Below are 23,956 nucleotides of genomic sequence, written 5' to 3'. Positions count from 1 at the left end.
CGACAACGGCGGCGCCGGCCCGCAGACATTCACTGAATGCCTGCGGGCCGACGCCGCCGCTACGCCCCCCGGTGCGCCACCGGGCCGCGCCTCACTTCTGCCAGCCGACCGTCTCCGGGAGCGGGGTGTGGAAGATGGTCGCGCCGACGTTGGCCAGGCCCTTCTTCACGCCGTAGGTCGAGGGCCCGCTGAACAGCGGCAGGAAGGCGTACTGCCGGAGCGCCTTCTTCTCGACCTTGTTGACCGCCGCGACCTGCTCGTCCAGGTCCGCGATCTCGGTGGTGGCGCGGATCTCCTTGTCCAGCGCCGGCGTACCCGAACCGGTGATGTTGGAATCGCGGTCCGAGCAGTAGAAGTCGCACAGGTAGCGGGCGCCGAACGGGTCCATGGAGCGGTTGCCCGAGAGGAAGATGTCGAAGCTGCGGTCGCTGAGAACCTTGGAGAAGTCCGCGTCGTCGCCCTTCTTGATGACGAGGTGGATGCCGGCCGGCTTCAGCATCGCGGCGAGGGCACCCGCGGTGGCCTTGCCGAGCGGGTCGTCACCGAGGAGGGTGTAGCCGACCTCGAGCTTCTTGCCGTTCTTGACGCGGATCCCGTCGTCCCCGGCCTTCCAGCCCGCCGCCTCGAGGGTCTTCTTCGCCTCGTCCGGCGCGTACTTCAGGACCGCCGACAGATTGTCCTCGTAGCCCTTCTGGAAGCTGTAGAGCACCGCGGAACCGGGCAGCGGCTCCTTGTAGTCGAGCCCCTGGAACTGGATCTTCGCGATCTGTGCCCGGTCGACGCTCTCCTGAACGGCCTTGCGCACGGCCGTCTCCGAGAGGACCGCCGACTTCGTGTTGAAGTAGAGGGAGTACTCGAAGGGGCTGCCGCCGCTGCGGATCTCCGTACCCTTGAGCCCCTTGACCTGCTTGAGGCTCTCCGCGTCCACGGCGGAGGTGTAGTCGAGCTGGCCGTTCTTGAAGGCGTTGACGCCCGCGGTCGACTCCAGGTTGACGTACACGCGCTTGTCGAGCTTGCCCTTCTTGCCCCACCACTTCGGGTTGCGGACGAAGGTGATGTTGCCCGAGTGGGTGTCCCACTTGCCGACGGTGTACGGCCCCGCGCCCCACTCCGGGTGGGCCTTCTTCACGTACGCCTTGTTGAAGTTCTCGACCGTGGCGGCCTCGGGATGCAGGAAGGTGGTGAACAGCGTGGACCAGGAGGCGTTGGCGCCCTTGAAGGTGATGACGGCCTGCTTGGCGTCCTTGCCCTTTTCGACCGAGGTGATCTGGTCGTAGCCGTCCGTGGAGGACGCGGCGAAGTCCTTGTCCGAGCCGTTGTTGGCCTTCCAGGTGGCGTCGATCGCCGTCCAGTCGACCGGGGTGCCGTCATTGAAGGCGGCCTTCGGGTTGATCGTCAGCGTGACCTTCTGGTTGCCGCCCTCGACCGCGACCTTCACATCGCTGTAGTAGTCCGGGTTGTACTGCACCTCACCGGTGGGCGAGTAGGTGATCGCGTCCGCGTTGTACCAGCCCCAGACCCGGGACGCGGTCAGCGTGGCATTGACGTTGAACGGGTTTCCCTGGTCGTCGAAGGTGCCGACCGTCGTGTACGTGCCCCCGTCCTTGATGTTCTCGTACGGCTGGGGGTTGTAGTCGACCGCGGCCGACGCGGCCCTGGGGGCGTCCTTCTTGTCCGTGTCCGCCCCGTCCTTCCCCGAGGAGGACTGGCACGCGGTGGCGGCGACGGAGACGGCGGCGATCAGGGCGACGGGCAGGGCCAGTCTTGCGCGCATGGCGGAGTGTTCCTTCTGGTCGGTGGGGCGGGGGAAGAAAAGGAAGGCCGGCCGGCCTCCGGGGCACGGACACCTGCGGGTGCGGCCCCGGGGGCGGGACGGTCTCAGACGGCGTGGCAGGCGTACTGGTGGCCGGGCTGCCCGGCCACCGGGGCCGGAAAGGGGCGTTCCGTACGACAGCGCTCGCGCACCGCCTCGTCGGCGACGCGGTGCAGGGGGCAGCGGTCGACGAAGACGCAGCCCGCCGGCAGCCGGGCGGCGCTCGGCTGCTCGCCCTCCAGCACGACGCGTTCGCGGGTGCGTTCCCGCTGCGGGTCGGGGACCGGAATGGCCGACAGCAGCGCCCGGGTGTAGGGGTGCTTCGGATCGGAGAAGATCGTCTCGGTGTCGCCGGTCTCGACGATGTGTCCCAGGTACATCACCGCGATGCGGTCGGAGATGTAGCGGACCACGGCCAGGTCGTGGGCGACCACGAGGTAGGCGAGGCCGAGTTCGCGCTTGAGCCGGGCCAGCAGGTTGATCACGCCCGCCTGCACCGATACGTCCAGGGCCGAGAGCGGCTCGTCGAGCACGAGCAGTTTCGGCTCGGTCGCCAGGGCGCGGGCGATACCGATCCGCTGGCGCTGACCGCCGGACAGGGCGGCCGGGAACCGGTCGCTCACCGCGTCGTCCAGGCCGACCAGCCCGAGCAGTTCATGGATGCGGGCACGGATCGACGCGCGGTCCCGCCCGATGGCCCGCAGGGGTTCGGCGAGCAGCTGGAAGACCGGCAGCCGCGGGTCCAGGGCTCCCAGCGGGTCCTGCATCACGATCTGCACGTCCCGTCGCAGCTCCCGCACGCGCGCACCGGATCCCAGGGCTCCGACATCGGTGCCGGCGATCTCGATCCGCCCGCCCTCGGGCTGCCTGAGCCGGAGGATCTCCAGCAGCGTCGTGGTCTTTCCGCTGCCCGACTCGCCCACCAGGCCGAGGGTCTCCCCGGCCCGCAGTTCGAAACTGACCCGGTTGACGGCCCGCAGCGTGCCGACCCGGCGTTTGAGGACGGCCCCCTTGGTGACGGGGAAGGTCTTGACCAGGTCCTCGACGCGCAGGACCACGTCACCGGCGGCGCGGGCGTCCTCCTCCGGCACGGCCTCGGCCGGCCCGGCGGTCCCCGCGGGGTCCAGCGCCCCGCCGGCGATCTCGTCGGCGCGCAGGCAGGCGACGTCCCCGTGCCCGGTGATCTCGCGCAGCCCGGGTTCACCGGTGCGGCACGCGTCGATGACGACGGCGCAGCGGCTCGCGAACGGGCAGCCGGCCGGGAGGCCCACGAGGGCGGGCGGCTCCCCGCCGATCGGCAGGAGGGGCCGGCGGACCCCGCTGTCCACGGTCGGCACGGCCGCGAGGAGCCTCGCGGTGTACGGCATGACGGGCCGGGCGAAGAGTTCCCCGGCGCCGGCCCGCTCGACGATCCGGCCCGCGTACATGACGGCGATGTCGTCCGCGTGGCCGGCGACGACCCCGAGATCGTGCGTGATGAGGACGAGTCCGGCGCCGGTCTCCTTCTGCGCCAGCCGCAGCACGTCGAGGATCTGGGCCTGCACGGTGACGTCGAGGGCGGTGGTGGGTTCGTCGGCGACGAGGACGGACGGCCTGTTGGCGATCGCCAGGGCGATGACGACGCGCTGGCGCATGCCGCCGGAGAACTCGTGGGGGAAGGACCTGGCCCGGCCCCGCGGATCGGGGATGCCGACGAGGTCGAGCAGCTCGACGGCCTGTTCCCAGGCTGCCGGCTTCGTCAGGTCCTGGTGGATGCGCAGGGCGTCGGAGAGCAGCCGGCCCACGGTGAAGATGGGGGTGAGGGCGGACAGCGGGTCCTGGAAGACCATGCCGATGGCGTTGCCGCGTATCCCGGAGAGCGCCTTGTCACCGAGGCCGATCAGGTCCCGTCCGCCGAGCAGTACCTGGCCGCTCAGGTCCGCGGAGGGCGGCAGCAGGCCCATGATGCCCATGGCGGTGGCCGATTTGCCCGAGCCTGACTCGCCGACGATGCCGAGGGTGCGGCCCGGCAGGAGGTCGAAGCCGACGCCGCGCACCGCCTCGACGGGTCCGGCCTCGGAGGGGAAGGAGACCCGCAGGTCGCGCACCGAGAGCACGGGGGCGGGGGTGCCGGCGGGCCGGGGGGACGTGGGCGTGGTCGTCGTGAGGGTCATCGTCGGCCTCCTGCCGCACCGGTCACGGATGTGGGGTCCAGGGCGTCGCGCAGTCCGTCGCCGACGAAGGTCATCGACACGGTGAGCAGGACGACCAGGCCCGCGGGGAAGGCGAAGAGCCAGGGCGCGCTCGTGACGGTGCTCGCGCCGTCAGCGAGCATCGTGCCGAGGGAGACGTCCGGGGTCTGGACGCCGAACCCGAGGAACGACAGGGCGGTTTCGCTGAGGACGGTCGCGACGACGCCGAGCGTCAGGTTGACGATCAGCAGGGAGCCGAGGTTGGGGATGATGTGGCGCACGATGATGCGCAGCGGGCCGACTCCCATGAACTCGGCCGCCGTCACGTAGTCCCGTTCCCGCAAGGAGGTCGAGACGGACCAGATCACCCGCGCCGTGGACATCCAGCCGAACAGCGTCAGTACGACGATGAGGACCCGCCAGTCGCCGGCGAGGCGGTTGGAGACCAGGGCGAGGATGAGGAAGGAGGGGACGATCAGCAGGAAGTGGATGACGGCGAGCGTCGCCTTCTCCACCCGGCCGCCGAAGTACGCGGCGCCCGAGCCGATGACCGCGGCAACGACGACGGTCAGGACGGAGACGCTCACGGCGATCGCCAGGGAGCGCCTCAGTCCGTGCACCGCACTGGCGTAGATGTCGTTGCCGCCCTGGTTGGTGCCGAACCAGTGGGCACTGCCCGGCGGCTGGGTGAGTGCGGCGAAGTCGGCGTCGGAGTACGTGTACGGGGTGAACAGGGAGCCGAACGCGCTGAACAGCACCAGAGCCACGAAGATCGCCACACCGACGACGGCGAGGCGGTTGCGCAGGAAGCGCCTCAGATAGAGCCGGGCGAGGCCGAGGTGGCGCCCGTCCTTGCGCGTGGCCGGGGGTGCTTGCGGCAGCCGGCCGGCCGGCACGCCGGAGGTCAGGTCCGTGGCCATGTCAGCTCACCCTCACGCGCGGGTCGAGGAAGACCGTGGCGATGTCGGCGAGGACGGCTCCGATCGCGGTCAGCGCGGCGGCGAAGGCGGCCGTGGCGACCGTGCCGTGCACATCGTTCTTGCTGATGGTCTGGATGAAGTAGCGGCCCATGCCGTTCCAGCCGAAGATCGTCTCGGTGATGATGGCGCCGGTGAAGACGGCCGGGACGCTGAAGGCCACGGAGGCCGCGGTCGGGATGAGCGCGGTGCGCAGGGCGTGCCTGCGGATCGCCTGGGCGCGGGTGAGCCCGGTGGCCTGTGCGGTACGCACGAAGTCGGCGTTGATGGTGTCGAGCAGGAGCGACCGCTGCGTCAGGTGGTAGCCGACGTACCCCATCAGGGTCAGGGTCAGCGTCGGCAGGATCAGGTGCAGCAGACGGTCGCCGATGGTCGGGAGCAGCCCCTCGACGTTCGGGGAGTTCTCCCCGGCGACGTAGAGGAAGTGCAGCCCGGCGTGCTGGTTCAGCCAGATGGCGACGAAGACCACGGCGAGCGCGGCGACGGACGTGGGGACGTTGAACACCGCGATGGAGACGGCCTGCGACACCCGGTCGGCCCAGCCGTACTGGCGCGACGCCGTGTACACACCCAGGGCGACGCCGATGACGACGGAGAGGACCGTCGCGACGACGACCAGCTCGGCGCTGACGAGGGACCGGTAGCCGATCTCCCCGTTGACGGAGACGCCGGTGGGTGACTTCCCCCAGTCGAAGTGGACGACCACCGAGGTGAGCCAGTCCCACCACCGCTGCACGACCGGCACCCGCGGGTCCAGGTTGTAGGGCGCGAGCGCCCGGTCGATCTGGTCCTCACTGCGGACGGGCCGCAGCTCCTTGAAGTTCGACCGCGGGTCCAGGAACCAACTGGCGAGGAAGTACGTGGCGTTGGTCGCGACCACGATCATCAGGAGCCAGCCCGTCGCCTTGCGCGTCACATAGCGCAGCACGGGCGGCACCTCCTCACCGCGCACAGGAGGTGCGCATCGGGGGCGCCGGGTCTGAGGGACGTATGCATGAGCGGTGGAGCCTTCTGGGGGGACGGAACGTAAGCACAGACGTGCGAGCGCCAGTCTGTTCCGCCCTTCGGCGGCCGCACCAGGTCCTGGCCCATCCCGCCACGACCTCGAAATACCGCCGTAGCAAACGGCCCGGACAGATCATGATTTGTGCGCGGACACGCGCTCCGAGGCACGGGTCCATTGCTGTGCGATCGGTGGATTAAACGCCGTCGCGGTGGCGTTATGCCTGGTCGGAGCCGATTCGTACGCATGAGTACCCGGCGGAAGTGGAGGCATGGCTGTGCACGGTGAGTACAAGGTCCCCGGCGGCAAGCTGGTGGTGGTGGACCTGGACGTACGGGGCGGGGCGCTGCGCGACGTACGGGTCGCGGGCGACTTCTTCCTGGAGCCGGACGAGGCGATCCTGGCGATCGACGCGGCGCTGGAGGGCGCACCGGCCCATACCGACACCGCCGGCCTGGCCGCCCGGATCGATGCGGCGCTCCCGCCGTCGACGGTCATGTTCGGCCTGACGTCGGAAGGGGTGGCCGTCGCCGTGCGCCGGGCCCTGGCGCACGCCACGGAGTGGAGCGACTACGACTGGCAGCTCATCCATGACGCCCCGCAGTCGCCCGCGCTCCATATGGCTCTCGACGAGGTCATCACGGCCGAGGTCGCCGCGGGCCGGCGCCCGCCGACGCTCCGGGTGTGGGAGTGGGACTCCCCCGCGGTGATCATCGGCAGCTTCCAGTCCCTGCGCAACGAGGTCGACCCGGCCGGCACCGACCGCCACGGTGTCACGGTCGTGCGGCGCATCTCCGGGGGCGGGGCGATGTTCGCGGAACCGAGCAGCACCATCACCTACTCGCTCGCCGTGCCCCAGTCCCTCGTCTCCGGCCTCTCCTTCGCCGACAGTTACGCGTACCTCGACGACTGGGTACTGGAAGCGCTCGGCGACATGGGGATCAAGGCCTGGTACCAGCCGCTCAACGACATCGCGACGGAGGTCGGGAAGATCGCGGGGGCCGCGCAGAAGCGCATGGTGGGGCCGGACGGAGGCCCCGGCGCGGTGCTGCATCACGTGACGATGTCGTACGACATCGATGCCGACAAGATGCTCGACGTCCTGCGCATCGGCAAGGAGAAGATGTCCGACAAGGGCACGAAGAGCGCCAAGAAGCGCGTCGACCCCTTGCGTCGTCAGACCGGTCTGCCCCGGCAGGCCGTCATCGAGCGGATGATCGAGTCGTTCCGCAACCGGCACGGCCTCAGCGAGGGCGAAGTGACCCCGCAGGAGCTGGCCCGCGCCGAGGAGCTCGTCCGCACCAAGTTCGGCACAGCGGAGTGGACCGCCCGGGTGCCGTAGGGCATGGGGCCTCCCGTTCGGATCATGCCGGGCTCGCCGGGCCCGGCCTGGTCCAGACGCAGGACCCTGGCGCCGGCACCCCGCCCGGTCACCGCTCCCGCGGGGTGACGAGCCCCGACTCATAGGCGAAGACGACGAGTTGGGCCCGGTCGCGGGCGCCGAGCTTGGTCATGGCGCGGCTGATGTGGGTCTTGGCCGTGAACGGGCTGACGACCATGTGCGCGGCGATCTCCTCGTTCGTCAGGCCCCGGGCGGCGAGGGCGCTGACCTCCCGTTCGCGCCGGGTGAGGGTCTCGAAGCCGGGTGCGGTGGTCCGGTCGGGGGGCCGGGCGACGAACTCGCCGATCAGCCGGCGGGTGATGGCGGGTGAGAGCAGCGCGTCGCCGCGGGCCGCGACGCGGACGGCCTGGAGCAGTTCGGCGGGTTCGGTGTCCTTGAGCAGGAAGCCCGCCGCCCCGGCACGCAGCGCGTCGAACACGTACTCGTCCAGGCCGTAGTTGGTCAGGATCACGACGTGGACGCCGCTCAGCTGCGGGTCGGCGGCGATCGCCCGGGTGGCCTCGATCCCCGTCATCACCGGCATCTGTACGTCGACGAGGGCGATGTCGGGCGTGTGCAGCCGGGCCAGCTCCAGGGCCTCCCGGCCGTTCGCGGCCTCCCCGACGACCTCGATGCCGTCCTCCGCGTCGAGCAGCGCCCGGAAGCCTGCCCGCATGAGGGCCTGGTCGTCGACGATGAGGACACGGATCGGGGCGTCCGCTTCGCCGTTCATCCGGTGGACTCCGCACAGTGCAGGGGCAGTTCGGCGTGCACGGAGAAGCCGCCGGCCCGGCGCGGTGCGGCCTCCAGGGTGCCGCCGAGCGCCGTGACGCGCTCCCGCATGCCGGTGAGGCCGGTTCCCGCGGTCACGGTGTCGCCCGGTCCGCACGGGCCCTGATCGTCGACGTGCACGGTCAGCGCGCTCGGCCCGTAGGCGAGCCGGACAGCGGTCGGGGCCCGGTCGGCGTGCCGGGCCACATTGGTGAGGGCCTCCTGCACGATGCGGTAGGCGGCGTGGTCCACGGCCCGGGGAAGCGTTCGCTCCGTGCCGCTGACGGTGACCGCGAGCTCGATGCCCGCGCTGCGTGCCCGTTCGGCGAGTTCACCGATCCGGTCGAGTCCGGTGCCGGGTTCGACCACGTCCGTGCGCAACACCTCGAGCGTGGCGCGCAGTTCGCGCATGGCCTCACCGCTCGCCTCCTGGATGGCGAGCAGCGCGGGCTCCACCTCGGTGCCGCGCTTGCGGGCCAGGTGGACGGCGACTCCCGCCTGGAGCTTGACGATCGAGATGGAGTGGGTGAGCGAGTCGTGCAGTTCGCGGGCTATCCGCAGCCGCTCCTCCCCCGCCCGGCGCAACGCCGCCTCGTCCCGGTTGCGTTCGGCGTCGAGCGCCCGCTGTTCGGTCTGGCGCAGATAGGCCTGCCAGTTCTTGTCGATGAGTCCGGTGACCCCGGCGCACAGGAACCAGCCGAGCAGCAGCAGGGTCCGCTCCACGACTCCCTCGGCGGCCGGTGAGGCGGTGATCAGGACGGTGAAGTAGCCGCCCAGGAAGAGGGCGCCCGCCGCGACGCCCCAGAGGCGGTGCCCGCTGCGGGCGGCGGTGTGCACGGCGGCCAGCACGGGGAACGCCGCCCAGGTGCCCGGGTGTGCGTGGAGCACGTATCCGGACATGGCGAGCGTGGTGACGGCGAGCACCGTGCGCGGGGCCCGGCGGTGCCCCGCGAGGGCCAGTGAGCCGGTCGCGACGAGCACCAGGTCGAGCGCGCCGGGAGCCGAGGCCGCGCAGGCCGCGACCGTGACCGCCGCACCGATCGCGACCGCGAGCACCGCGTCCAGCAGCCCGGTGCGGCGGCCGATGTCCCCCGTGTCCCCCGTCATGTGCCGCACCCTAACTCCCGTACGCCGGACGGGGCATCAGCCGTGGGGACCGGCCGGGCACTACTCCCCGGGCAGTACTGCCCGGCCGGTCCGGGTCGGCCGGGATCAGCGCGGACTGTCTCCGGCGGTACGACGACCCGGCCCCGGTCCGCGGGCGAGCATCGTCGCCATGACCGGACCTTTCCGCTACACCTCACCCGCACCCGTCAGGTCGGCGACCGGGGTGGTCGCCGATGTGTACGCCCAGATGGCCACCGACTTCGGGATCGAGCGTGCCCCGACCTTCGTCGTCCTGTCCGCCTCGCCTCCTCTTCTCACCTCGGCCTGGGCGCTGCTGCGCGAGTCCCTGCTGGCCGGGCAGGTGTCCCGTACGGACAAGGAGGTGGTGGCGGCCGGGGTCTCGCTCGCCAACCGCTGCCCGTTCTGTGTGGACGCGCACTCCATGCTGCTGCACGCCACCGGTGACCACCGGCTGGCGGAGACGATCGCCGGCGACGGGCAGCCGGCGGACCCCGCCCATCGCCGGCTGCTGGCCTGGGGAAAGGACATGAGTACGGCGCAGCCGTTCCCGCGGGCGACCGCACCCGAGCACATCGGGACCGCGCTCGCCTTCCACTTCATCAACCGGATCGTCTCCTGCCTCCTGACCGAGAACCTGCTGCCCTGCGGCCTGCAGAAGCTGCGCGCCGTACGCAGCGCGGCGGGCCGCACCATGGCCAGGACCGTGCGCCGTGAGCTGGTGCCGGGTCTGAGTCTGCCCCTGCTCGAAACGGAGGGTGAGGCGCCCGCCTGGGCGGCCGGGACCGCCGTCGGGACCGCGTTCGGTGCGCTGCGCACCGCGGCGGAGCTGGGTGCCGGGCTGCTGAGCGAACAGGACGCGGCGCTCGTACGGGCGTCGGTGGCGGCCTGGGACGGTGTCACCCCGCTCCCGCTGCACGGCGCGGATCTGCCCGACCGGGCGGAGCGGCCGGGCGCCCGGCTGGCGCTGCTCGCGGCGCGCGCCCCGTACCGGATCACGGACGAGGACGTGGCCGCCTGGCTTGCGCCACCGTTCACCGATCACTGCCTCGTCCATCTGATCGGGTTCGGTGCGATCTGCGCCGTGGGGCGCGTCGAGGTCACCCTCACCCTGGAGACGAAGGAGCGCGCATGACAGTCGCAGAAGCCTGGAACGGACCGCTCGGACAGCACTGGGCCGCCCATCCCGACCGCTACAACGCGATGCTGGACGGCTTCGACGCCGCACTGTTCGACGCGGCGGCGATCGGCGGCGGGGACCGGGTGGTGGACATCGGCTGCGGCAGCGGGCGCACGACCCGGACGGCCGCGCAGCGGGCGCCGCGCGGCCGGGTCACCGGTGTCGACATCTCGGAGCCGCTGCTCGGACGGGCCCGCGAGCTCACCGACGCCGATCGGTTCCCCCATGTCACCTACCGGCTGGACGATGCGCAGACCTGCGTGTTCGAGCCCGGCGGGTACGACCTGGCGATCAGCCGGGGCGGGGTGATGTTCTTCGCCGACCCCGTCGCCGCCTTCACCAACATCGCGGGAGCGCTGCGGCCGGGCGGCCGGCTGGTGTTCCTGTGCCCGCAGCCCGCGCAGCCCGACGGCGAGGAGCGCAAGGCGCTGGGCCTGCTGGCCTCGTTGCTGGGACGGGACCACACCCCGGAGAACGCGGTGGCCACGGCGATGGCCTCGCTCTCGGAGCCGGAGCGCGTCCATGAGGTCCTGGGCGCGGCGGGCTTCACGGAGGTCGTGGTGACCGGCGTGAGCGCCGACACCTGCTGGGGCGAGGACGCGGCGGACGCGGTGGAGTTCTTCGTCTCCCGCACCCCCGGTCTCGCCGTCTCCGACACCACCCGGGCCGCGATGACCAGCACCCTGCTGCCGCACGAGACACCGCGCGGGGTGCTGCTGCGGGCGGGGGTGTGGGTGGTGACCGCGCACACTTCCTGGCAGTCCTCTGTTCGGATCGGGCCGGATCGAGCCCGGCATGATCCGGACGGTGGATCCCTAAGGGCTGTCCCGTCATCCCTGGCGGATCAGCGCGCGGCGTCAGATGCGGTGCATCGCAAGGCGGAGGGACGTCCGCATACTGGACGTATTCGGGCGTTCCGACAACGCGGCGAGGCGCCGTAGCTGTCGTCGTGCGCCCGTCAGGGATTACGGGACAGCCCTTAGGGTGCGGCCGGCGGGCGGTGCTCGTACCACCGCCGGTCGGCCTCCAGCTGGGCGGCCAGCGAGATGAGCCGTTCCTCGCTGCGGGAGGGGCCCAGCAGCTGGGCCCCGACGGGGAGTCCCTCCGGGGTGAAGCCCGCGGGAACGTTGATTCCGGGCCAGCCCAGGACGTTCCACGGCCAGGCGTACGGGCACGCCTCGGCGATCGCCACATCGGTGCGCCAGGAGCTCAGCCCGTCGAACCTGCCGATACGGGGAGGCGGCAGGGCGGTCGTCGGGGTGAGCAGCACGTCGAATCCCGATCCGGCCCGGCCGCGGGCCGGGTGGAAGAGCGCGCCGATCCGCCGGTGCTGGCGCACCTCCCGCTCCCGCGCCGCCCGCACCACCCTGCCGCCGAGCCGGGTCCCGGTGCGCAGGGCGCTGCGGGTGCGGGCGTCCAGGAGCGCGGGTTCGGGGTGCAGTGCGGCGAGTTCGGCGATTCCGGCGGTGGCGCGGGGCACGAAGCCGAGGCCGATCAGCCCGTAGCGGGGCCGGGCCTCCTCGACGTGATGGCCGAGCCGGGCCAGTGCTTCGGCGAGTTCGGTGACGGCCCTGCGGACATCCGGGTGGGGCGCCGCGCCGGTGAGGGTGAGCGGGGGACGCCAGGCGAGGGCGATGCGCAGCCGGCCCGGGTCGCGGCGGGCGGCGGCCGAGGCATCGACGCGTGGCGGGCGGTGCCGGTCGTCGGGGTGGGCGCCCGCGACGGCGTCCAGGAGCAGCGCGGCGTCGGCGACGGTCCTTGCCAGCGGCCCGTTGACGGTGAGGCCCTGGAAGGCGTCGCTGTGGGGGTGGACGGAGATCCGGCCCCGCTGCGGTTTGATGCCGACGAGATGGGTCCAGGCGGCGGGGATGCGCACGGACCCGGCGCCGTCGGAGCCGAGCGCGGCGGGCACCAGACCGGCGGCGACGGCGGCCGCCGAACCTCCGGACGAGCCGCCCGGGGTGTGATCGGTGTTCCACGGATTACGGGTGGCGCCGAAGGCGGGGCCTTCGGTGAACGGCCACTGGCCCAGTTCGCAGGAGTTGGTCTTCCCGACGATCACCGCCCCGGCCGCGCGCAGCCGGCGTACGGACTCGCTGTCGGCGGTCGCGTCGGGCAGCTCCCCGGCGCAGCCGAAGTGGGTGGGCATCCCGGCGACATCGGTGTCGTCCTTGACCGCGACGGGCACTCCGAGCAACGGCAGCCGCTCCCCCGCGGCGAGCCGGCGGTCGGCCTCGGCGGCCTCGGCGAGTGCGGCTTCGGCGCGCAGGTGACGGAAGGCGTTGAGGGTGCCCTGGCTGGCCTCGATCCGGGCGAGCGCGTCGGAGACCAGCCGGGTGGCGGTGGTGCGGCCGTCCGCGAGGGCCCGGACGCTGTCGGCCAGCCCGGCCGGGGCCGCGACGTCCGTCCCGGTGGATTCTGCTGAGGACATGGGCTGCCCGCCTCCTCGTACCGTCAGGTGCGTACACCTGTCCGCCCAAACGGACTTACTGGAGGGTAACGAGTCGGGGACACTCCCTCAACCGTTCGGCGGGGGATGCCGCTGCCGCTTGCCGCCGGCGCCCGCACCGGCACACCGCCCGCGCGGTGCCGCCCCGGGGCGGCACCGCGCGGGCGCCCCGGCCCTACGGCTGGACCGTGATCTCACCGATTCCGGTACCGAGGCCGGCGCAGTGCGCGGTCGACTGGCCGGACTGGCCCGGGTTGAGGGTGACGTGTTCGCCGTCGACGTCCGGGGACCAGCCGCAGACCAGGTGCACCCAGAAGGTCTCCGTCGTGCCGCCGTTGTTCCGGCACAGCGCATAGCCGGTGTAGTCGTCGATGGCGTGCTTGCCCGTCTCGCAGGACAGTCCGGGCGGCGTGGCCGTCGGTGCGGCGGCCGAGGCCGCCGCGGCCAGGCCGCTGGACACGGCGAGCGCCGCGGTCAGGCCCGCGACGGCGGCGCCCCGCAGCACAGCGCCGGACAGACTCCCCTTGGCCCCCATGGACTTCTTCATGTTTCCCTCTCGGTCGTACTCGGTCGTGACAGGTCGTGGCGGATTCGGTGCCGTGGCAGCCGTCCCCCGGCACCCTTAACCAAAAACACCACAGAACGTCACGCTGTGTACGCGCCCGGGAGGCGCCGCTCCGCCGGGCGACCGCCCCGGGCGCGGCGTACGCTCGAATGACCGATCGCAGACCCGAACAGTCCCGCCACGACCTTTCGAGGAGGCGACGTGACCGGTCCACACCTCGGCACACGCCCGGCCGCATGGACGGCGGCCCTCGTCATCGGCGTCACCGCAAGCGGCGTCGTCGGCGGCGTGGCGCACGCGGAGAACATCGACGCCCTCACCGCCCAGCAGATCGCCGACCGCTCCCGCGACGCGCTGCTCAGCGCCGAATCCGTGCATCTGAACACCAGCGGGGACCTCGGCAGGGGCAGTACGCCCATGTCCCTGGACCTCACTCTGGACCGGGACGGCAACTGCGCCGGTTCGGTGGATCTGGGCAGCAGCCAGGGCTCGGTCCAGATCGTCAAACGCGGCAACGACGTCTGGGTCAAGCCGGACGCGGACTTCTGGAAGAACCAGGTTCCCAACGGCGGTTCCGCCTTCGCCGCGATCCTCGGCGGCCGCTATCTGAAGGGATCGGCCGACGACCCGCGGTTGGAGGGCCTGACGAAGACCTGTGACCTCAACACGTTCCAGAAGCTGGTCAGCGACAACGCGAACAACGACACCGGCACCCTCAACAAGGGTGCGAAGACCAAGCTCGGTGCGACGCCCGTGATACCGCTGACCCGGATGCGGGACAACACGACCCTGGTACTGGACGTGGCCGCCACCGGCAAGCCGTACCCCCTGCGGCTCACGCTGAAGGGGAACGGCGCGAACGCGGTCGTGAACCTGTCGGGCTTCGACACGCCGGTGCCCAGGACCACGCCCTCGCCGGACGAATCCTTCGACGTCAGCGCACTGCTGGGCCGCACGTCGAGCCCGGTGTGACGCTTGCGCGCCCGGTCAGCACGACGTACAGGACCAGCGAGGAGGCCAGCCCGACCGCCCAGCCGTAGTCGGCCAGGGGTTTCAGGAACGGGATCAGGCCGTCCGCCGGGAACGGCCCCTTGCCGGGCGCCGAGTGCGAGCCGCCGATCGCCAGGACGCCGCCGACGGCGAAGGCCGCGACGGCCCGCCAGTTCCACCCGTTGGTGTACCAGTAGCGGCCGCCGGGCCGGTAGAGGTCGGCGAGGTCGAGCACGGTGCGCCGGACGATCCAGTAGTCGGCGATCAGGATGCCGGCGACCGTACCCAGCAGTCCGCCGACGAGACCGAGCCAGGTGAAGATGTACAGCTCGGGCGTCTCGGTGAGCTTCCACGGCATGATCAGCACTCCGACGACACCCGTGATCAGGGCGCCCGTACGGAAGTTGACGAGCTTCGGCGCGAGGTTCGCCAGGTCGTACGCGGGTGAGACCACGTTCGCCGCGATGTTGACGGAGATCGTCGCGACCAGCACCGTCACCAGCGCGTACAGCAGCCCGAAGACATTGTCGGTCCGGGCGACCAGCTGCACCGGGTCCCAGATCGCCTCGCCGTACACGGCCTGCGAGCCGGAGGTGACGAGGACCGAGAGCAGCGCGAAGAGGGTCATGGTGGTGGGCAGGCCGAGCGACTGGCCCCGGATCTGGGCACGTTGGCCGGCCCCGAAGCGGGTGAAGTCGGGGATGTTCAGGGAGAGCGTGGCCCAGAACGCGATCATGCCCATCAGGGACGGGAAGAAGACGGGCCAGAACTCCTTGCCCCAGCCGAGCTTCGAGGGCTGGTCGAGCAGCGGGCCGAAACCGCCGGCCTTGACCGCGACCCAGATCAGCAGCACCAGCGCGCCGACGATGACGAACGGCGCGGCCCAGTTCTCGAACCGCCGCAGGGTGTCCATTCCCCGGTAGATGATGGCGAGTTCGAGCGCCCAGAACAGGACGAAGCAGAGCCAGAGCGTCCAGGGCTGCCCGCCGACCTCGGACGCGTTGGCCCAGCCGCCGAAGATCTTCCCCAGCAGGGTGAAGATGCCGACGCCGCCGATCCAGGTCTGGATGCCGAACCAGGCACACGCCACCGCGGCCCGGATCAGGGCGGGCAGATTGGCCCCGCGCAGCCCGAACGAGGCGCGGGCCAGCACCGGGAACGGGATTCCGTACTTGGGTCCGGCGTGCCCGGTGAGCAGCATCGGCCCGAGCACGATCAGGTTGGCGAGCGCGATGGTGAAGACGGCCTGTTTCCAGTCCATGCCGAGGGCGACGAGACCGGAGGCGAGGAGCCAGGACGGAATGTTGTGGGCCATGCCGACCCAGAGGGCGGCGAAGTTGTACGTGGTCCAGTTGCGCCGCTCCAGGGGAACGGGCAGCAGGTCCTCGTTGACGAACCGGCTGTCGTCGGGCGCGGCGCCGGCGGCGAGTTCGACACGGTCCGCAGCCGTGGATATCCGGTCCTGCGGTGGTGGCGGTGGGACGGTCGATGTCATGGCGGCTGGACCCTTCGCTCGGGGACGGTGCCGTGCGGGGCGGGGCGCGGGGGGGGGGGGTGCGTACGACAGGACCTACGGGGTGGTCAGTCGTTGAGTGCGGGGATGATCTCGGCGCCGTAGGCGTCGATGGTCGCCTCGCGGGCGTCGTGCATGTTGTAGACGGCGAACTGGTCGACGCCGAGATCGCGCAGGGCCCGGAGCTTCTCGATGTGCGCCTCGGCCGGGCCCAGCAGGCAGAACCGGTCCACGATCTCGTCCGGTACGAAGGTGGTGTCGGGGTTCCCGGCGCGGCCGTGGTGGCTGTAGTCGTATCCGGAACGGCCGGCGATGTACGCGGTGAGGGCCTCGGGGACGAGCCCGGAGTGTTCGCCGTAGCGGGAGACCAGATCCGCGACGTGGTTGCCGACCATGCCGCCGAACCAGCGGCACTGCTCGCGCGCGTGGTCGAGGTCCTCGCCCACGTAGGCGGGCGCGGCGACGCAGATGGTGACGGAGTCCGGGTCGCGCCCGGCCTCGGCCGCCGCGTCCCGTACCGCCTTGATCATCCATTCGGTGAGGAAGGGGTCGGCGAGCTGGAGGATGAAGCCGTCGGCCTTCTGCCCGGCGAGCGCGAGGGCCTTGGGTCCGTACGCGCCCATCCAGACGGGCAGCCGGCCGTCCTTGACCCAGGGGATCTGGACCGGCTGCCCGTCGACGACCGCCTCGCGCCCCTCGGCGAGGTCGCGGATGACGTCGATGGCCTCGCCGAGCCGGGCCAGGGTGTTGGGCTTGCGTCCGGCGACGCGCATCGCCGAGTCGCCGCGGCCGATGCCGCAGACCGTCCGGTTGCCGTACATGTCGTTGAGGGTGGCGAAGGTGGAGGCCGTCACCTCCCAGGTGCGGGTTCCCGGGTTGGTCACCATGGGGCCGACCACGAGGTGTTCGGTGTGTTCGAGGATGCGGCTGTAGATGACGAAGGGCTCCTGCCAGAGCACCGCCGAGTCGAAGGTCCAGCCGTAGCGGAAGCCGTTGCGTTCGGCGCGGCGCATCAGGCCGACGACGGCCGATGCGGGCGGGTCGGTCTGCAGGACGAGTCCGAAGTCCATGCCAGGTGCTCCTAGGGGGTGTCTCGTCGGTCAGGGCCGGATAGGCCGCGGCGTCTGGTGCGGTGCATCGCAAGGCGCTGGAGCGTCTTGATAGCGGAGCTACTAGGGCGTTTCGGCAACGCGGCGAGGTGCCGTGCCAGGCGTCGCGGACCCGGTCATGACCGGCGAGACACCCCCTAGTTGAGGTACTGACAGGTGGCGCGGGGGGTGTACATGCCGTGGCCGGCGCGGCCGGTGAAGGTGCGGCGGTCGATGACGACCTCGCCGCGCGAGAGCACGGTCTCCACCTGGCCGGTGAGCCGCTTGCCCTCGTAGGCGGAGTAGTCGACGTTCATGTGGTGGGTCTCGGCGGAGAGGGTCTGCTCGGCCGCCGGGTCGTAGATGACGATGTCGGCGTCGGCCCCGGGGGCGACGGTGCCCTTCCTCGGGTAGAGGCCGAACATCCGGGCCGGGGAGGCGCAGGCGATCTCGATCCAGCGGCGGCGCGAGATGTGGCCGTCGACGACGGCCTGGTGCAGGAGGTCCATCCGGTTCTCGACCCCCGGCATGCCGTTGGGGATCTTCGAGAAGTCGCCGCGGCCCATCTCCTTCTGGCCGGAGAAGCAGAACGGGCAGTGGTCGGTGGAGACGACCTGGAGCTCGTTGTTCCGCAGGCCCCGCCACAGGGCTTCCTGATGCTCCTTGGGCCGCAGCGGCGTGGAGCAGACGTACTTGGCCCCCTCGAAATCCGGCTCCGCGAGGTTGTCGGTGGACAGGAAGAGGTACTGCGGGCAGGTCTCACCGAAGACCGGCAGCCCCTTGTGACGGGCGGCGGCGATCTCGTCGAGGGCCTCGTCGGCGGAGACGTGCACGACGTACAGCGGGGAGCCGGCGACGCGTGCGAGCTGGATGGCGCGGTGGGTGGCCTCGGCCTCCAGCGCCACCTTCCGTACGTCTCCGTGGTAGCGGGGATCGGTGCGGCCGGCGGCGAGGGCCTGCTCGACGAGAACGTCGATGGCGATGCCGTTCTCCGCGTGCATCATGATCAGGCCGCCGTTGGACTCGGCCCGCTGCATGGCGCGCAGGATCTGCCCGTCGTCGCTGTAGAAGACGCCGGGGTAGGCCATGAACAGTTTGAAGGACGTGACCCCCTCCGCGACCAGCAGGTCCATCTCCTTGAGCGACGACTCGTTCACGTCGGCGAGGATCATGTGGAACGCGTAGTCGATGGCGCAGTTGCCGTCGGCCTTGGCGTACCAGGCGTCGAGCCCCTCGCGCAGGGAGCGCCCCACCGACTGGATGGCGAAGTCCACGATGGTGGTGGTGCCGCCCCAGGCGGCGGCCCGGGTGCCGGTCTCGAAGGTGTCCGCCGCGAAGGTGCCGCCGAACGGCATCTCCATGTGGGTGTGCGCGTCGACACCGCCCGGGATGACGTATTTCCCGGTGGCGTCGATGGTCCGGTCGGCGGTCCAGCTCGCTGCGGCGTCGGTGCCGTGCGCGGCGAGTGCGGCGATGCGGCCGCCGTCGATGAGTACGTCGGCGTGGATCTCGTCGGACGCGGTGACGACGAGGCCGCCGTGAATGACGGTGCGGCTCATGTACCCCTCCTCACTGTGGCGGAATGGGTCTACGCACGTAGACAAGGTGCGTGAAGAAGAACGTAGAAGTGGGTTACCCACTGTGGCAATACCGCTGCCGCTAACCGATGAAGACGTTTCTGTTTCCGCCGTCCGGCACCCGACCGGCCCAGTGCGCGGCGCGGTTCGGCCATTCGGGCGGGCGCCGGCGTGTGTCGTATACGCGGTGGGCGCGCGGGCCCCGGCCCGGATACGCATGTTCCGGCCGGGGACAAGGCGCGCGCCCCGCCCGGCGCCGGACGGGCGAGTGCGGCGGGTCCGTGCGGGGGAACCCGCCGGACGGGCAGCGGCGGTTCGGCCGGGACGCGGAAGACGCCCCCTAGCTTCGTTCCATGATCAGGAACGGAATCGTCGTCGCCGCCACCCTCTGCGCCTCCCTCGCCGCCGCACCCCTGAGCGCCGGTGCCACCGCCGCCCCCGCCGACGGCTGGCAGCGGACCGGCTCGGGCATCCTGGGCGGGGTGAGCGGCATCGCGCTCGTCGAAGGGGCGCCCACGGGCCGCGGTCTGGCCGACGCCGTCGTCGTACGGGACAACAAGGGTGACGGTGAGAACAGGGTGGCGACCGTGCGCCTGCGGCCCGGCCGGGCGCCCGTCGTCCGGGAACTCCCCTGGCTCGGCATGCTCCCCGCCGACCTGGAGGCACTCGACGCGGTGCCGGGCCGTCCCGGCCACTACGTCGCCGTGGCCAGCCGGGGCAACGCGTACCACGTCGTCGTGGCGGACGGCCGGGCGACGGCCGAGCAGGAACCCGCCGCTCTGCCGGGCAGGCGCGACGGCGACAACTACGAGAGCTTCGCGCTGCACCGCGACCGGTCGGGGAGGACCTTCGCCGTGTGGGCGACGCGCGGCAGCGGCGACGAGAAAGCCGTCGTGCGCGCCGCCTCGGTACGCATCGGCGCGCACGGCCCGGAGTTCGGCGCTGTCTCGGCGCGGCAGGAGTTCTCCGTGCCGTACCCGGACGAGGACGAGGTGCGCCACATCAGCGATCTGAAGGTCCTCGACGACGGCACCGTCATGGTGTCGGCGGCCTCGGATCCCAACGTGGACGACGGTCCGTTCTCCTCCGCGGTCTACGACGCCGGCCGGCTCACCGTGAACGGGGCCCACGACGCGGTGCTGCGCCTCAAGCCCGAGCGCGCCCTCAGCCCGCTGAGCCGCTTCACCAAGCAGGACAACCGGAAGATCGAGGCCATCGCCTTCCTCCCCGGACGGCTGGGCCTCTGGGGCACCGACGACGAGAACTTCGGCGGATCCGTGCGATTCGAGCGCGTCGGCCGGTAGCCGCCGGATCGTCGGTGCACCGCGGCGGCGGCCGGGCGCGGGGATGCGGTGGCCGGCGGGCCGCCGCACCCCCGTCCTCACCCCACGGTCCGCAGCGCGTCCGCGAGGATCGCCGCGCCCTCCTCGGCCTCCGGGATGGAGAGCGAGAGCGGCGGAGCGATGCGCAGCACACTGGTGCTGTGACCGCCCCCCTTGCCGAGGAGCAGGCCACCCTCCCGGGCCGCTTCCAGCACGGCGGCGGCCGCTTCGGGGTTCGCCTCGTCCGTGCCCGGCTTCACCAGCTCGATGCCGATCATCAGGCCGCGCCCGCGCACCTCCCGTACGCACTCCGAGGCGGCGCCGATCGCGCGCAGCCGCTCGATGAGCAGGCCCCCGACGCGGCGGGCGTTGCCCTGGAGATCGTGTTCGAGGAGGTACGTGAGGTTGGCGAGGCCGGCCGCCATGGTGACCGGGGAGCCGCCGAACGTCGAAATGGAGTTGGCGTCCAGGCAGTTCATGACGTCGGCGCGGGCGACGACGCCCCCGATCGACATGCCGTTGCCGATGCCCTTGGCGAAGGTGAGGATGTCCGGCGGGCCGCTGCGGCCATGCGCCTGCCAGCCCCAGAAGTGTTCGCCGGAGCGTCCCCAGCCGGTCTGGACCTCGTCGGAGATCCACAGGATCCCGTGCCGGTTCAGGACTTCGCGGAACGCCGCGTACAGGCCGTCGGGCGGCGAGGTGAACCCGCCCACGCCCTGGATGGGTTCGGCGATCAGCGCGGCGGGCGCGCGGGTGTGGCCGAGCAGATCCTCCAGGTCCGCGACACAGGCGGCGATGAACTCCCCGTCGCCCAGGTGCGCGTACGGTCCCCGGGTGCGGACGCCGCCGTGCACGTACAGCGTCTGGAGCGGCGACAGACTGGTGGGCGACCAGGCGTTGTTGCCGGTGATGGAGACCGCTGAGAAGGATCTGCCGTGGTAGCTGTTGCGCATCGCGAGGATCTGGTTCGACCTGCGGTACGTCGTGGCGAGCAGCAGCGCCGTGTCGTTGGCCTCGGTGCCGGAGGTCGTGAAGAAGACCCGGGCGTCCGGGATGCCGGAGAGCGTGGCGACGCGCTCGGCCAGTTCCACCATCGGCCGGTTCAGATAGAGCGTGGAGGAGTGGATGATCCTCCCGGCCTGCTCGCTGACCGCCTTGGTGACCTCGGGCAGGGCGTGGGCGGTCATCGTCGTGAGGATGCCGCCGAAGAAGTCGAGGTAGCGGTTGCCGTCCGCGTCCCAGACATGGCGGCCCTCGCCATGGGTGATCTCCAGCGGGTGCCGGTAGTAGAGCGCCAGCCAGTCCGGGCTGACGGCGAGGTGGCGGTGGTGCAGGCTGCTCACGGCTCCACCAGCCCCTCGTACGCGTCGGGACGGCGGTCCCGGTAGAAGGCCCACTGCTGACGGACCTCCTCGATGAGCCCGAAGTCCAGGTCCCGGACGAGGAGTTCCTCGGCCTTGTCGCTGGCGACCTCGCCGACGAACTGGCCCCGGGGGTCGACGAAGTAGCTGGTGCCGTAGAAGTCGTTGTCGCCGTACTCCTCCTGGCCGACGCGGTTGATCGCGGCGATGAAGTACTCGTTGGCGACGGCGGACGCCGGCTGTTCCAGCTGCCAGAGGTAGCTGGAGAGTCCGCGCGAGGTGGCCGACGGGTTGTAGACCAACTGCGCTCCGTTGAGGCCGAGCTGCCGCCAGCCCTCGGGGAAGTGCCGGTCGTAGCAGATGTAGACGCCGACCTTGCCGACGGCCGTGTCGAAGACCGGCCAGCCGGCGTTTCCGGGCTTGAAGTAGTACTTCTCCCAGAACCCCTTGACCTGCGGGATGTGGTGCTTGCGGTACTTGCCGAGATACGAGCCGTCGGCATCGATCACGGCGGCGGTGTTGTAGTAGAAGCCGGACTGCTCGACCTCGAAGACCGGGACGACGATCACCATGCCGGTCTCGCGGGCCAGTTCCCGCATCCGCTGCACGGTCGGACCTTCGGGTACGGCCTCGGCCCAGCGGTAGTGCTCGGGCTCCTGCACCTGGCAGAAGTAGGGGGCGTTGAACACCTCCTGGAAGCCGATGATCTGCGCCCCCTGCCGGGCGGCCTCGCGCGCGTGTTCCTCGTGCTTGGCGATCATGGATTCGGTGTCGCCGGTCCAGGTCGCCTGGACGAGTGCGGCGCGTACGACTTGAGACATGAGCTGCTCCTTCGACGCGGCGTCAGAGGGCCTCTTCGCGTTTCTACGCCCGTAGATACGTGCGTAGGGGAGAACGTAAGCCCCGTCACACAGCGGGGCAAGACCATCGCCGTGAACCAGCGGAGTCGATCATGTTTCACACCCGTGCGGTCCATTGCCGCGGCTCGGCCGGATGGCCCCCTGACCATCCGTCCGGTCGTGCGGACTCGCGGGGTCCCGGCGGCCGTGTCCCGGTGCGAGGCCATCCGTTCCGGACATGCGGACTCGCGGGGTCCCGGCGGCCGTGTCCCGGTGCGAGGTCCTAACCGATGCCCGCCACCCGCAGTGCGTGCTCCACGTCCCGCTCCCGTTCCTCGGACACCGTGCGGGCCGCCGCCAGCAGGTGCGGTACGAGGTGGCGCGGATCGCTCACCGCGATACTGGCCGCGTCCTGCGGTGTCCGGACGCGGACGAAGGCACCGAGCAGCGCCTGCGCCTGGGGCCCCCGGCCTGCCCGGCCGAGAGCCAGCACCGCGTCGGCGATCTCCTCGGCCGGCCGCGCCACTCCCTGGCGCAGCAGCAGCCCGCAGTCCTCCGGGCGCCCCGCCGCGGCCAGCACGTCCGCCGCCGCCGCGAGCTCGGCCGGGGGCAGCGACGACACCTCCCACAGCAGGGTCGCCCAGTCGGCCCCGAGACCCGCGCGGTGGAGTTCGACGGCGAGCAGCGGCAGCCGGTCGGCGGGGCGCGCGGCCGCCTCGCAGAGCACCACGTGCGCCTCCCCGCTGCGGCCCGCGGCCCGTAGCCGGAGCAGCAGCGCGACGGTCTCCCGGGCCGCACGGACCGCGGCGGGATCCGGCGCGGCGGCCTCGGTGCGCCCGGCCGGGCCGTCGTCCGTGCCCGGGGCGCCGCCGAAACGTGCCCCGCGGGGCACGGCTGCCGCCACCGGTGGGACGGGCAGGACGGGCGCCGGGGCCACGGGGCCCTCGTCGTCGAGCTCGAGCCCGGCGAAGCGCGCACCTCGCGGCTTCTTGCGGGCCCTGGCCCCGGAGGACGGGCGGGCGGGGTCCGGTCCGGCGGGAGGCTCCACGGGCGCGGGGTCCGGTCCGGCAGCTCGTCTCACTGGCACGGGATCCGGTCCGGCAGCTCGTTTCACTGGCACGGGATCCGGTCCGGCAGCTCGTCTCACTGGCGCGGGGTCCGGTCCGGCAGGCCGGGCCAAGGGCGCGGGGTCCGGCGCCGCTCCGGCACCGGGCTGCGGCTCGGTGCGGTACCAGCCCGGCGGCGCCGCCACCGCCGCCAGGCGTCTGCGCAGCTCCGTGCAGCGGGCCGAGGCGCGCTCGTGGTCGTCACGGGCCCAGGCGACCGCCTCGGGGTCCACCGCGCCCGCTTCGCCCCCCGCCCCGACGGCCCGCAGCCGCTGGGCGGCGTGCGCCTGCTCGTGCAGCATCAGTTCCAGCCGCTCCGCAAGCTGCTCACGCCCGCCGGGGCGGCGGTCGTGGGCGATGGCGGAGGCGGCGTAGAGCTCGGCCGCACGCACCGACTCGCGCTCGGCGTACCCGGCACCGCGCACGGCGGCCAGGTCGGTGAAGAGGGACTCCATCACGTCCCACGGCGGCAGCTCGACCCCGTCCAGGCAGGCCCGCATCCCTGCCGGGTCGCGTCGGCAGAAGACTCCGTACCAGCCCCGCGCGGGATCGAGCAGTGCCGCCAGATTCCGCAGGTGGCGCGCGAACTCACCTATGGACACAGCATGCTGATGCACCGTCATCGTCGCCCTCGGCCGCCGTCGACTGGAGCCTTCCAGTCGCAGGCATTTGACCGCAGGTGTGTTACGGGACGGCTACGGGCACTTTTCGGTCCGGGTGCGGCA

Annotated in this window: 19 protein-coding genes; 5 read left to right on the top strand and 14 right to left on the bottom strand. The window is 71.6% G+C overall.

The features are described from left to right. Positions 1-91: 91 nt before the first annotated feature. From OG782_RS31675 to OG782_RS31660, 4 genes are all read right to left on the bottom strand, one after another. Entirely contained in the window at positions 92-1,774 is a 1,683-nt protein-coding gene (locus OG782_RS31675; RefSeq protein WP_406456837.1) for an ABC transporter family substrate-binding protein, read from the bottom strand. A 104-nt stretch (positions 1,775-1,878) separates the two neighbouring features. Next, positions 1,879-3,966, bottom strand: a complete 2,088-nt coding sequence (locus OG782_RS31670; RefSeq protein WP_406456835.1) for a dipeptide ABC transporter ATP-binding protein — start codon at positions 3,964-3,966, stop codon at positions 1,879-1,881. Then, the gene (locus OG782_RS31665) at positions 3,963-4,904 is read right to left on the bottom strand and encodes an ABC transporter permease (RefSeq protein WP_406456833.1); all 942 of its coding nucleotides are present in this window, start codon (positions 4,902-4,904) and stop codon (positions 3,963-3,965) included. Before OG782_RS31665 ends, OG782_RS31670 begins: the two co-directional genes overlap by 4 nt. A gap of 1 nt (position 4,905) precedes the next feature. After that, complete coding sequence (locus tag OG782_RS31660; RefSeq protein ID WP_406456831.1) at positions 4,906-5,889, bottom strand: ABC transporter permease; 984 nt, start codon at positions 5,887-5,889, stop codon at positions 4,906-4,908. Positions 5,890-6,241: 352 nt separating this feature from the next. Here OG782_RS31660 and OG782_RS31655 point away from each other — a divergent pair, with 352 nt between their 5' ends. Beyond that, positions 6,242-7,306, top strand: coding sequence for a biotin/lipoate A/B protein ligase family protein (locus tag OG782_RS31655; protein WP_406459375.1), 1,065 nt, complete (start codon positions 6,242-6,244; stop codon positions 7,304-7,306). Between the two features lie 88 nt (positions 7,307-7,394). Here OG782_RS31655 and OG782_RS31650 read toward each other — a convergent pair whose 3' ends face one another. Together OG782_RS31650 and OG782_RS31645 are read right to left on the bottom strand one after the other, a co-directional pair. Next, on the bottom strand, positions 7,395-8,078 hold the full coding sequence (locus OG782_RS31650; RefSeq protein WP_406456829.1) for a response regulator: 684 nt from the start codon (positions 8,076-8,078) through the stop codon (positions 7,395-7,397). Further along, positions 8,075-9,223: a sensor histidine kinase gene (locus tag OG782_RS31645; protein WP_406456827.1), complete on the bottom strand. Its 1,149-nt coding sequence runs from the start codon at positions 9,221-9,223 to the stop codon at positions 8,075-8,077. The genes OG782_RS31650 and OG782_RS31645 overlap by 4 nt, the downstream gene beginning before the upstream one ends. A 169-nt stretch (positions 9,224-9,392) precedes the next feature. On the opposite strand from OG782_RS31645, the gene OG782_RS31640 reads away from it, so the two are divergent. Then, the gene (locus tag OG782_RS31640; protein WP_406456825.1) at positions 9,393-10,376 is read left to right on the top strand and encodes a carboxymuconolactone decarboxylase family protein; all 984 of its coding nucleotides are present in this window, start codon (positions 9,393-9,395) and stop codon (positions 10,374-10,376) included. Further along, positions 10,373-11,362, top strand: coding sequence for a class I SAM-dependent methyltransferase (locus OG782_RS31635; RefSeq protein WP_406456823.1), 990 nt, complete (start codon positions 10,373-10,375; stop codon positions 11,360-11,362). The genes OG782_RS31640 and OG782_RS31635 overlap by 4 nt, the downstream gene beginning before the upstream one ends. Positions 11,363-11,400: 38 nt before the next feature. Here OG782_RS31635 and OG782_RS31630 read toward each other — a convergent pair whose 3' ends face one another. Together OG782_RS31630 and OG782_RS31625 are read right to left on the bottom strand one after the other, a co-directional pair. Further along, positions 11,401-12,852 carry an amidase gene (locus tag OG782_RS31630; protein ID WP_406456821.1) on the bottom strand — a complete coding sequence of 484 codons (1,452 nt, stop codon included), beginning with the start codon at positions 12,850-12,852 and terminating at the stop codon, positions 11,401-11,403. A 193-nt stretch (positions 12,853-13,045) separates the two neighbouring features. Beyond that, the gene (locus OG782_RS31625; protein WP_406456819.1) at positions 13,046-13,417 is read right to left on the bottom strand and encodes a hypothetical protein; all 372 of its coding nucleotides are present in this window, start codon (positions 13,415-13,417) and stop codon (positions 13,046-13,048) included. A gap of 219 nt (positions 13,418-13,636) precedes the next feature. Here OG782_RS31625 and OG782_RS31620 point away from each other — a divergent pair, with 219 nt between their 5' ends. Further along, complete coding sequence (locus tag OG782_RS31620; protein WP_406456817.1) at positions 13,637-14,407, top strand: hypothetical protein; 771 nt, start codon at positions 13,637-13,639, stop codon at positions 14,405-14,407. Here the strand turns inward: OG782_RS31620 and OG782_RS31615 are convergent. The 3 genes from OG782_RS31615 to hydA form a co-directional block, all read right to left on the bottom strand. Then, entirely contained in the window at positions 14,370-15,920 is a 1,551-nt protein-coding gene (locus tag OG782_RS31615; protein ID WP_406456815.1) for an NCS1 family nucleobase:cation symporter-1, read from the bottom strand. The two genes, OG782_RS31620 and OG782_RS31615, sit on opposite strands and share 38 nt — an antisense overlap. Positions 15,921-16,006: 86 nt before the next feature. After that, positions 16,007-17,008, bottom strand: a complete 1,002-nt coding sequence (locus tag OG782_RS31610) for a TIGR03842 family LLM class F420-dependent oxidoreductase (protein WP_406456813.1) — start codon at positions 17,006-17,008, stop codon at positions 16,007-16,009. A 176-nt stretch (positions 17,009-17,184) separates the two neighbouring features. Further along, on the bottom strand, positions 17,185-18,585 hold the full coding sequence (hydA, locus tag OG782_RS31605) for a dihydropyrimidinase (protein WP_406456811.1): 1,401 nt from the start codon (positions 18,583-18,585) through the stop codon (positions 17,185-17,187). Positions 18,586-18,956: 371 nt separating this feature from the next. Between hydA and OG782_RS31600 the strand changes: the two genes are divergently transcribed. After that, positions 18,957-19,907, top strand: a complete 951-nt coding sequence (locus OG782_RS31600; RefSeq protein WP_406456809.1) for a hypothetical protein — start codon at positions 18,957-18,959, stop codon at positions 19,905-19,907. Positions 19,908-19,984: 77 nt separating this feature from the next. On the opposite strand, the gene OG782_RS31595 is transcribed toward OG782_RS31600, so the two are convergent. From OG782_RS31595 to OG782_RS31585, 3 genes are all read right to left on the bottom strand, one after another. Beyond that, entirely contained in the window at positions 19,985-21,268 is a 1,284-nt protein-coding gene (locus tag OG782_RS31595; RefSeq protein ID WP_406456807.1) for an aspartate aminotransferase family protein, read from the bottom strand. Continuing rightward, positions 21,265-22,107 (bottom strand): nitrilase-related carbon-nitrogen hydrolase, encoded by an 843-nt coding sequence (locus OG782_RS31590; RefSeq protein ID WP_406456805.1) that lies wholly within the window; start codon positions 22,105-22,107, stop codon positions 21,265-21,267. Before OG782_RS31590 ends, OG782_RS31595 begins: the two co-directional genes overlap by 4 nt. Before the next feature lie 301 nt (positions 22,108-22,408). After that, entirely contained in the window at positions 22,409-23,854 is a 1,446-nt protein-coding gene (locus tag OG782_RS31585) for a hypothetical protein (RefSeq protein WP_406456803.1), read from the bottom strand. Positions 23,855-23,956 lie beyond the last annotated feature (102 nt).

The sequence above is a fragment of the Streptomyces sp. NBC_00876 genome (genome assembly GCF_045207435.1).
GTDB lineage: Bacteria > Actinomycetota > Actinomycetes > Streptomycetales > Streptomycetaceae > Streptomyces.
This window is presented reverse-complemented; position numbering and strand designations above follow the sequence as displayed.

Excerpts from the sequence above, each read along its gene's own strand:
- OG782_RS31675 (WP_406456837.1), bottom strand. The coding sequence starts at position 1,774 with ATGCGCGCAAGACTGGCCCTGCCCGTCGCCCTGATCGCCGCCGTCTCC.
- OG782_RS31670 (WP_406456835.1), bottom strand. The coding sequence starts at position 3,966 with ATGACCCTCACGACGACCACGCCCACGTCCCCCCGGCCCGCCGGCACC.
- OG782_RS31665 (WP_406456833.1), bottom strand. The coding sequence starts at position 4,904 with ATGGCCACGGACCTGACCTCCGGCGTGCCGGCCGGCCGGCTGCCGCAA.
- OG782_RS31650 (WP_406456829.1), bottom strand. The coding sequence starts at position 8,078 with ATGAACGGCGAAGCGGACGCCCCGATCCGTGTCCTCATCGTCGACGAC.
- OG782_RS31645 (WP_406456827.1), bottom strand. The coding sequence starts at position 9,223 with ATGACGGGGGACACGGGGGACATCGGCCGCCGCACCGGGCTGCTGGAC.
- OG782_RS31640 (WP_406456825.1), top strand. The coding sequence starts at position 9,393 with ATGACCGGACCTTTCCGCTACACCTCACCCGCACCCGTCAGGTCGGCG.
- OG782_RS31635 (WP_406456823.1), top strand. The coding sequence starts at position 10,373 with ATGACAGTCGCAGAAGCCTGGAACGGACCGCTCGGACAGCACTGGGCC.
- OG782_RS31630 (WP_406456821.1), bottom strand. The coding sequence starts at position 12,852 with ATGTCCTCAGCAGAATCCACCGGGACGGACGTCGCGGCCCCGGCCGGG.
- OG782_RS31625 (WP_406456819.1), bottom strand. The coding sequence starts at position 13,417 with ATGAAGAAGTCCATGGGGGCCAAGGGGAGTCTGTCCGGCGCTGTGCTG.
- OG782_RS31615 (WP_406456815.1), bottom strand. The coding sequence starts at position 15,920 with ATGACATCGACCGTCCCACCGCCACCACCGCAGGACCGGATATCCACG.
- OG782_RS31610 (WP_406456813.1), bottom strand. The coding sequence starts at position 17,008 with ATGGACTTCGGACTCGTCCTGCAGACCGACCCGCCCGCATCGGCCGTC.
- hydA (WP_406456811.1), bottom strand. The coding sequence starts at position 18,585 with ATGAGCCGCACCGTCATTCACGGCGGCCTCGTCGTCACCGCGTCCGAC.
- OG782_RS31600 (WP_406456809.1), top strand. The coding sequence starts at position 18,957 with ATGATCAGGAACGGAATCGTCGTCGCCGCCACCCTCTGCGCCTCCCTC.
- OG782_RS31590 (WP_406456805.1), bottom strand. The coding sequence starts at position 22,107 with ATGTCTCAAGTCGTACGCGCCGCACTCGTCCAGGCGACCTGGACCGGC.
- OG782_RS31585 (WP_406456803.1), bottom strand. The coding sequence starts at position 23,854 with ATGACGGTGCATCAGCATGCTGTGTCCATAGGTGAGTTCGCGCGCCAC.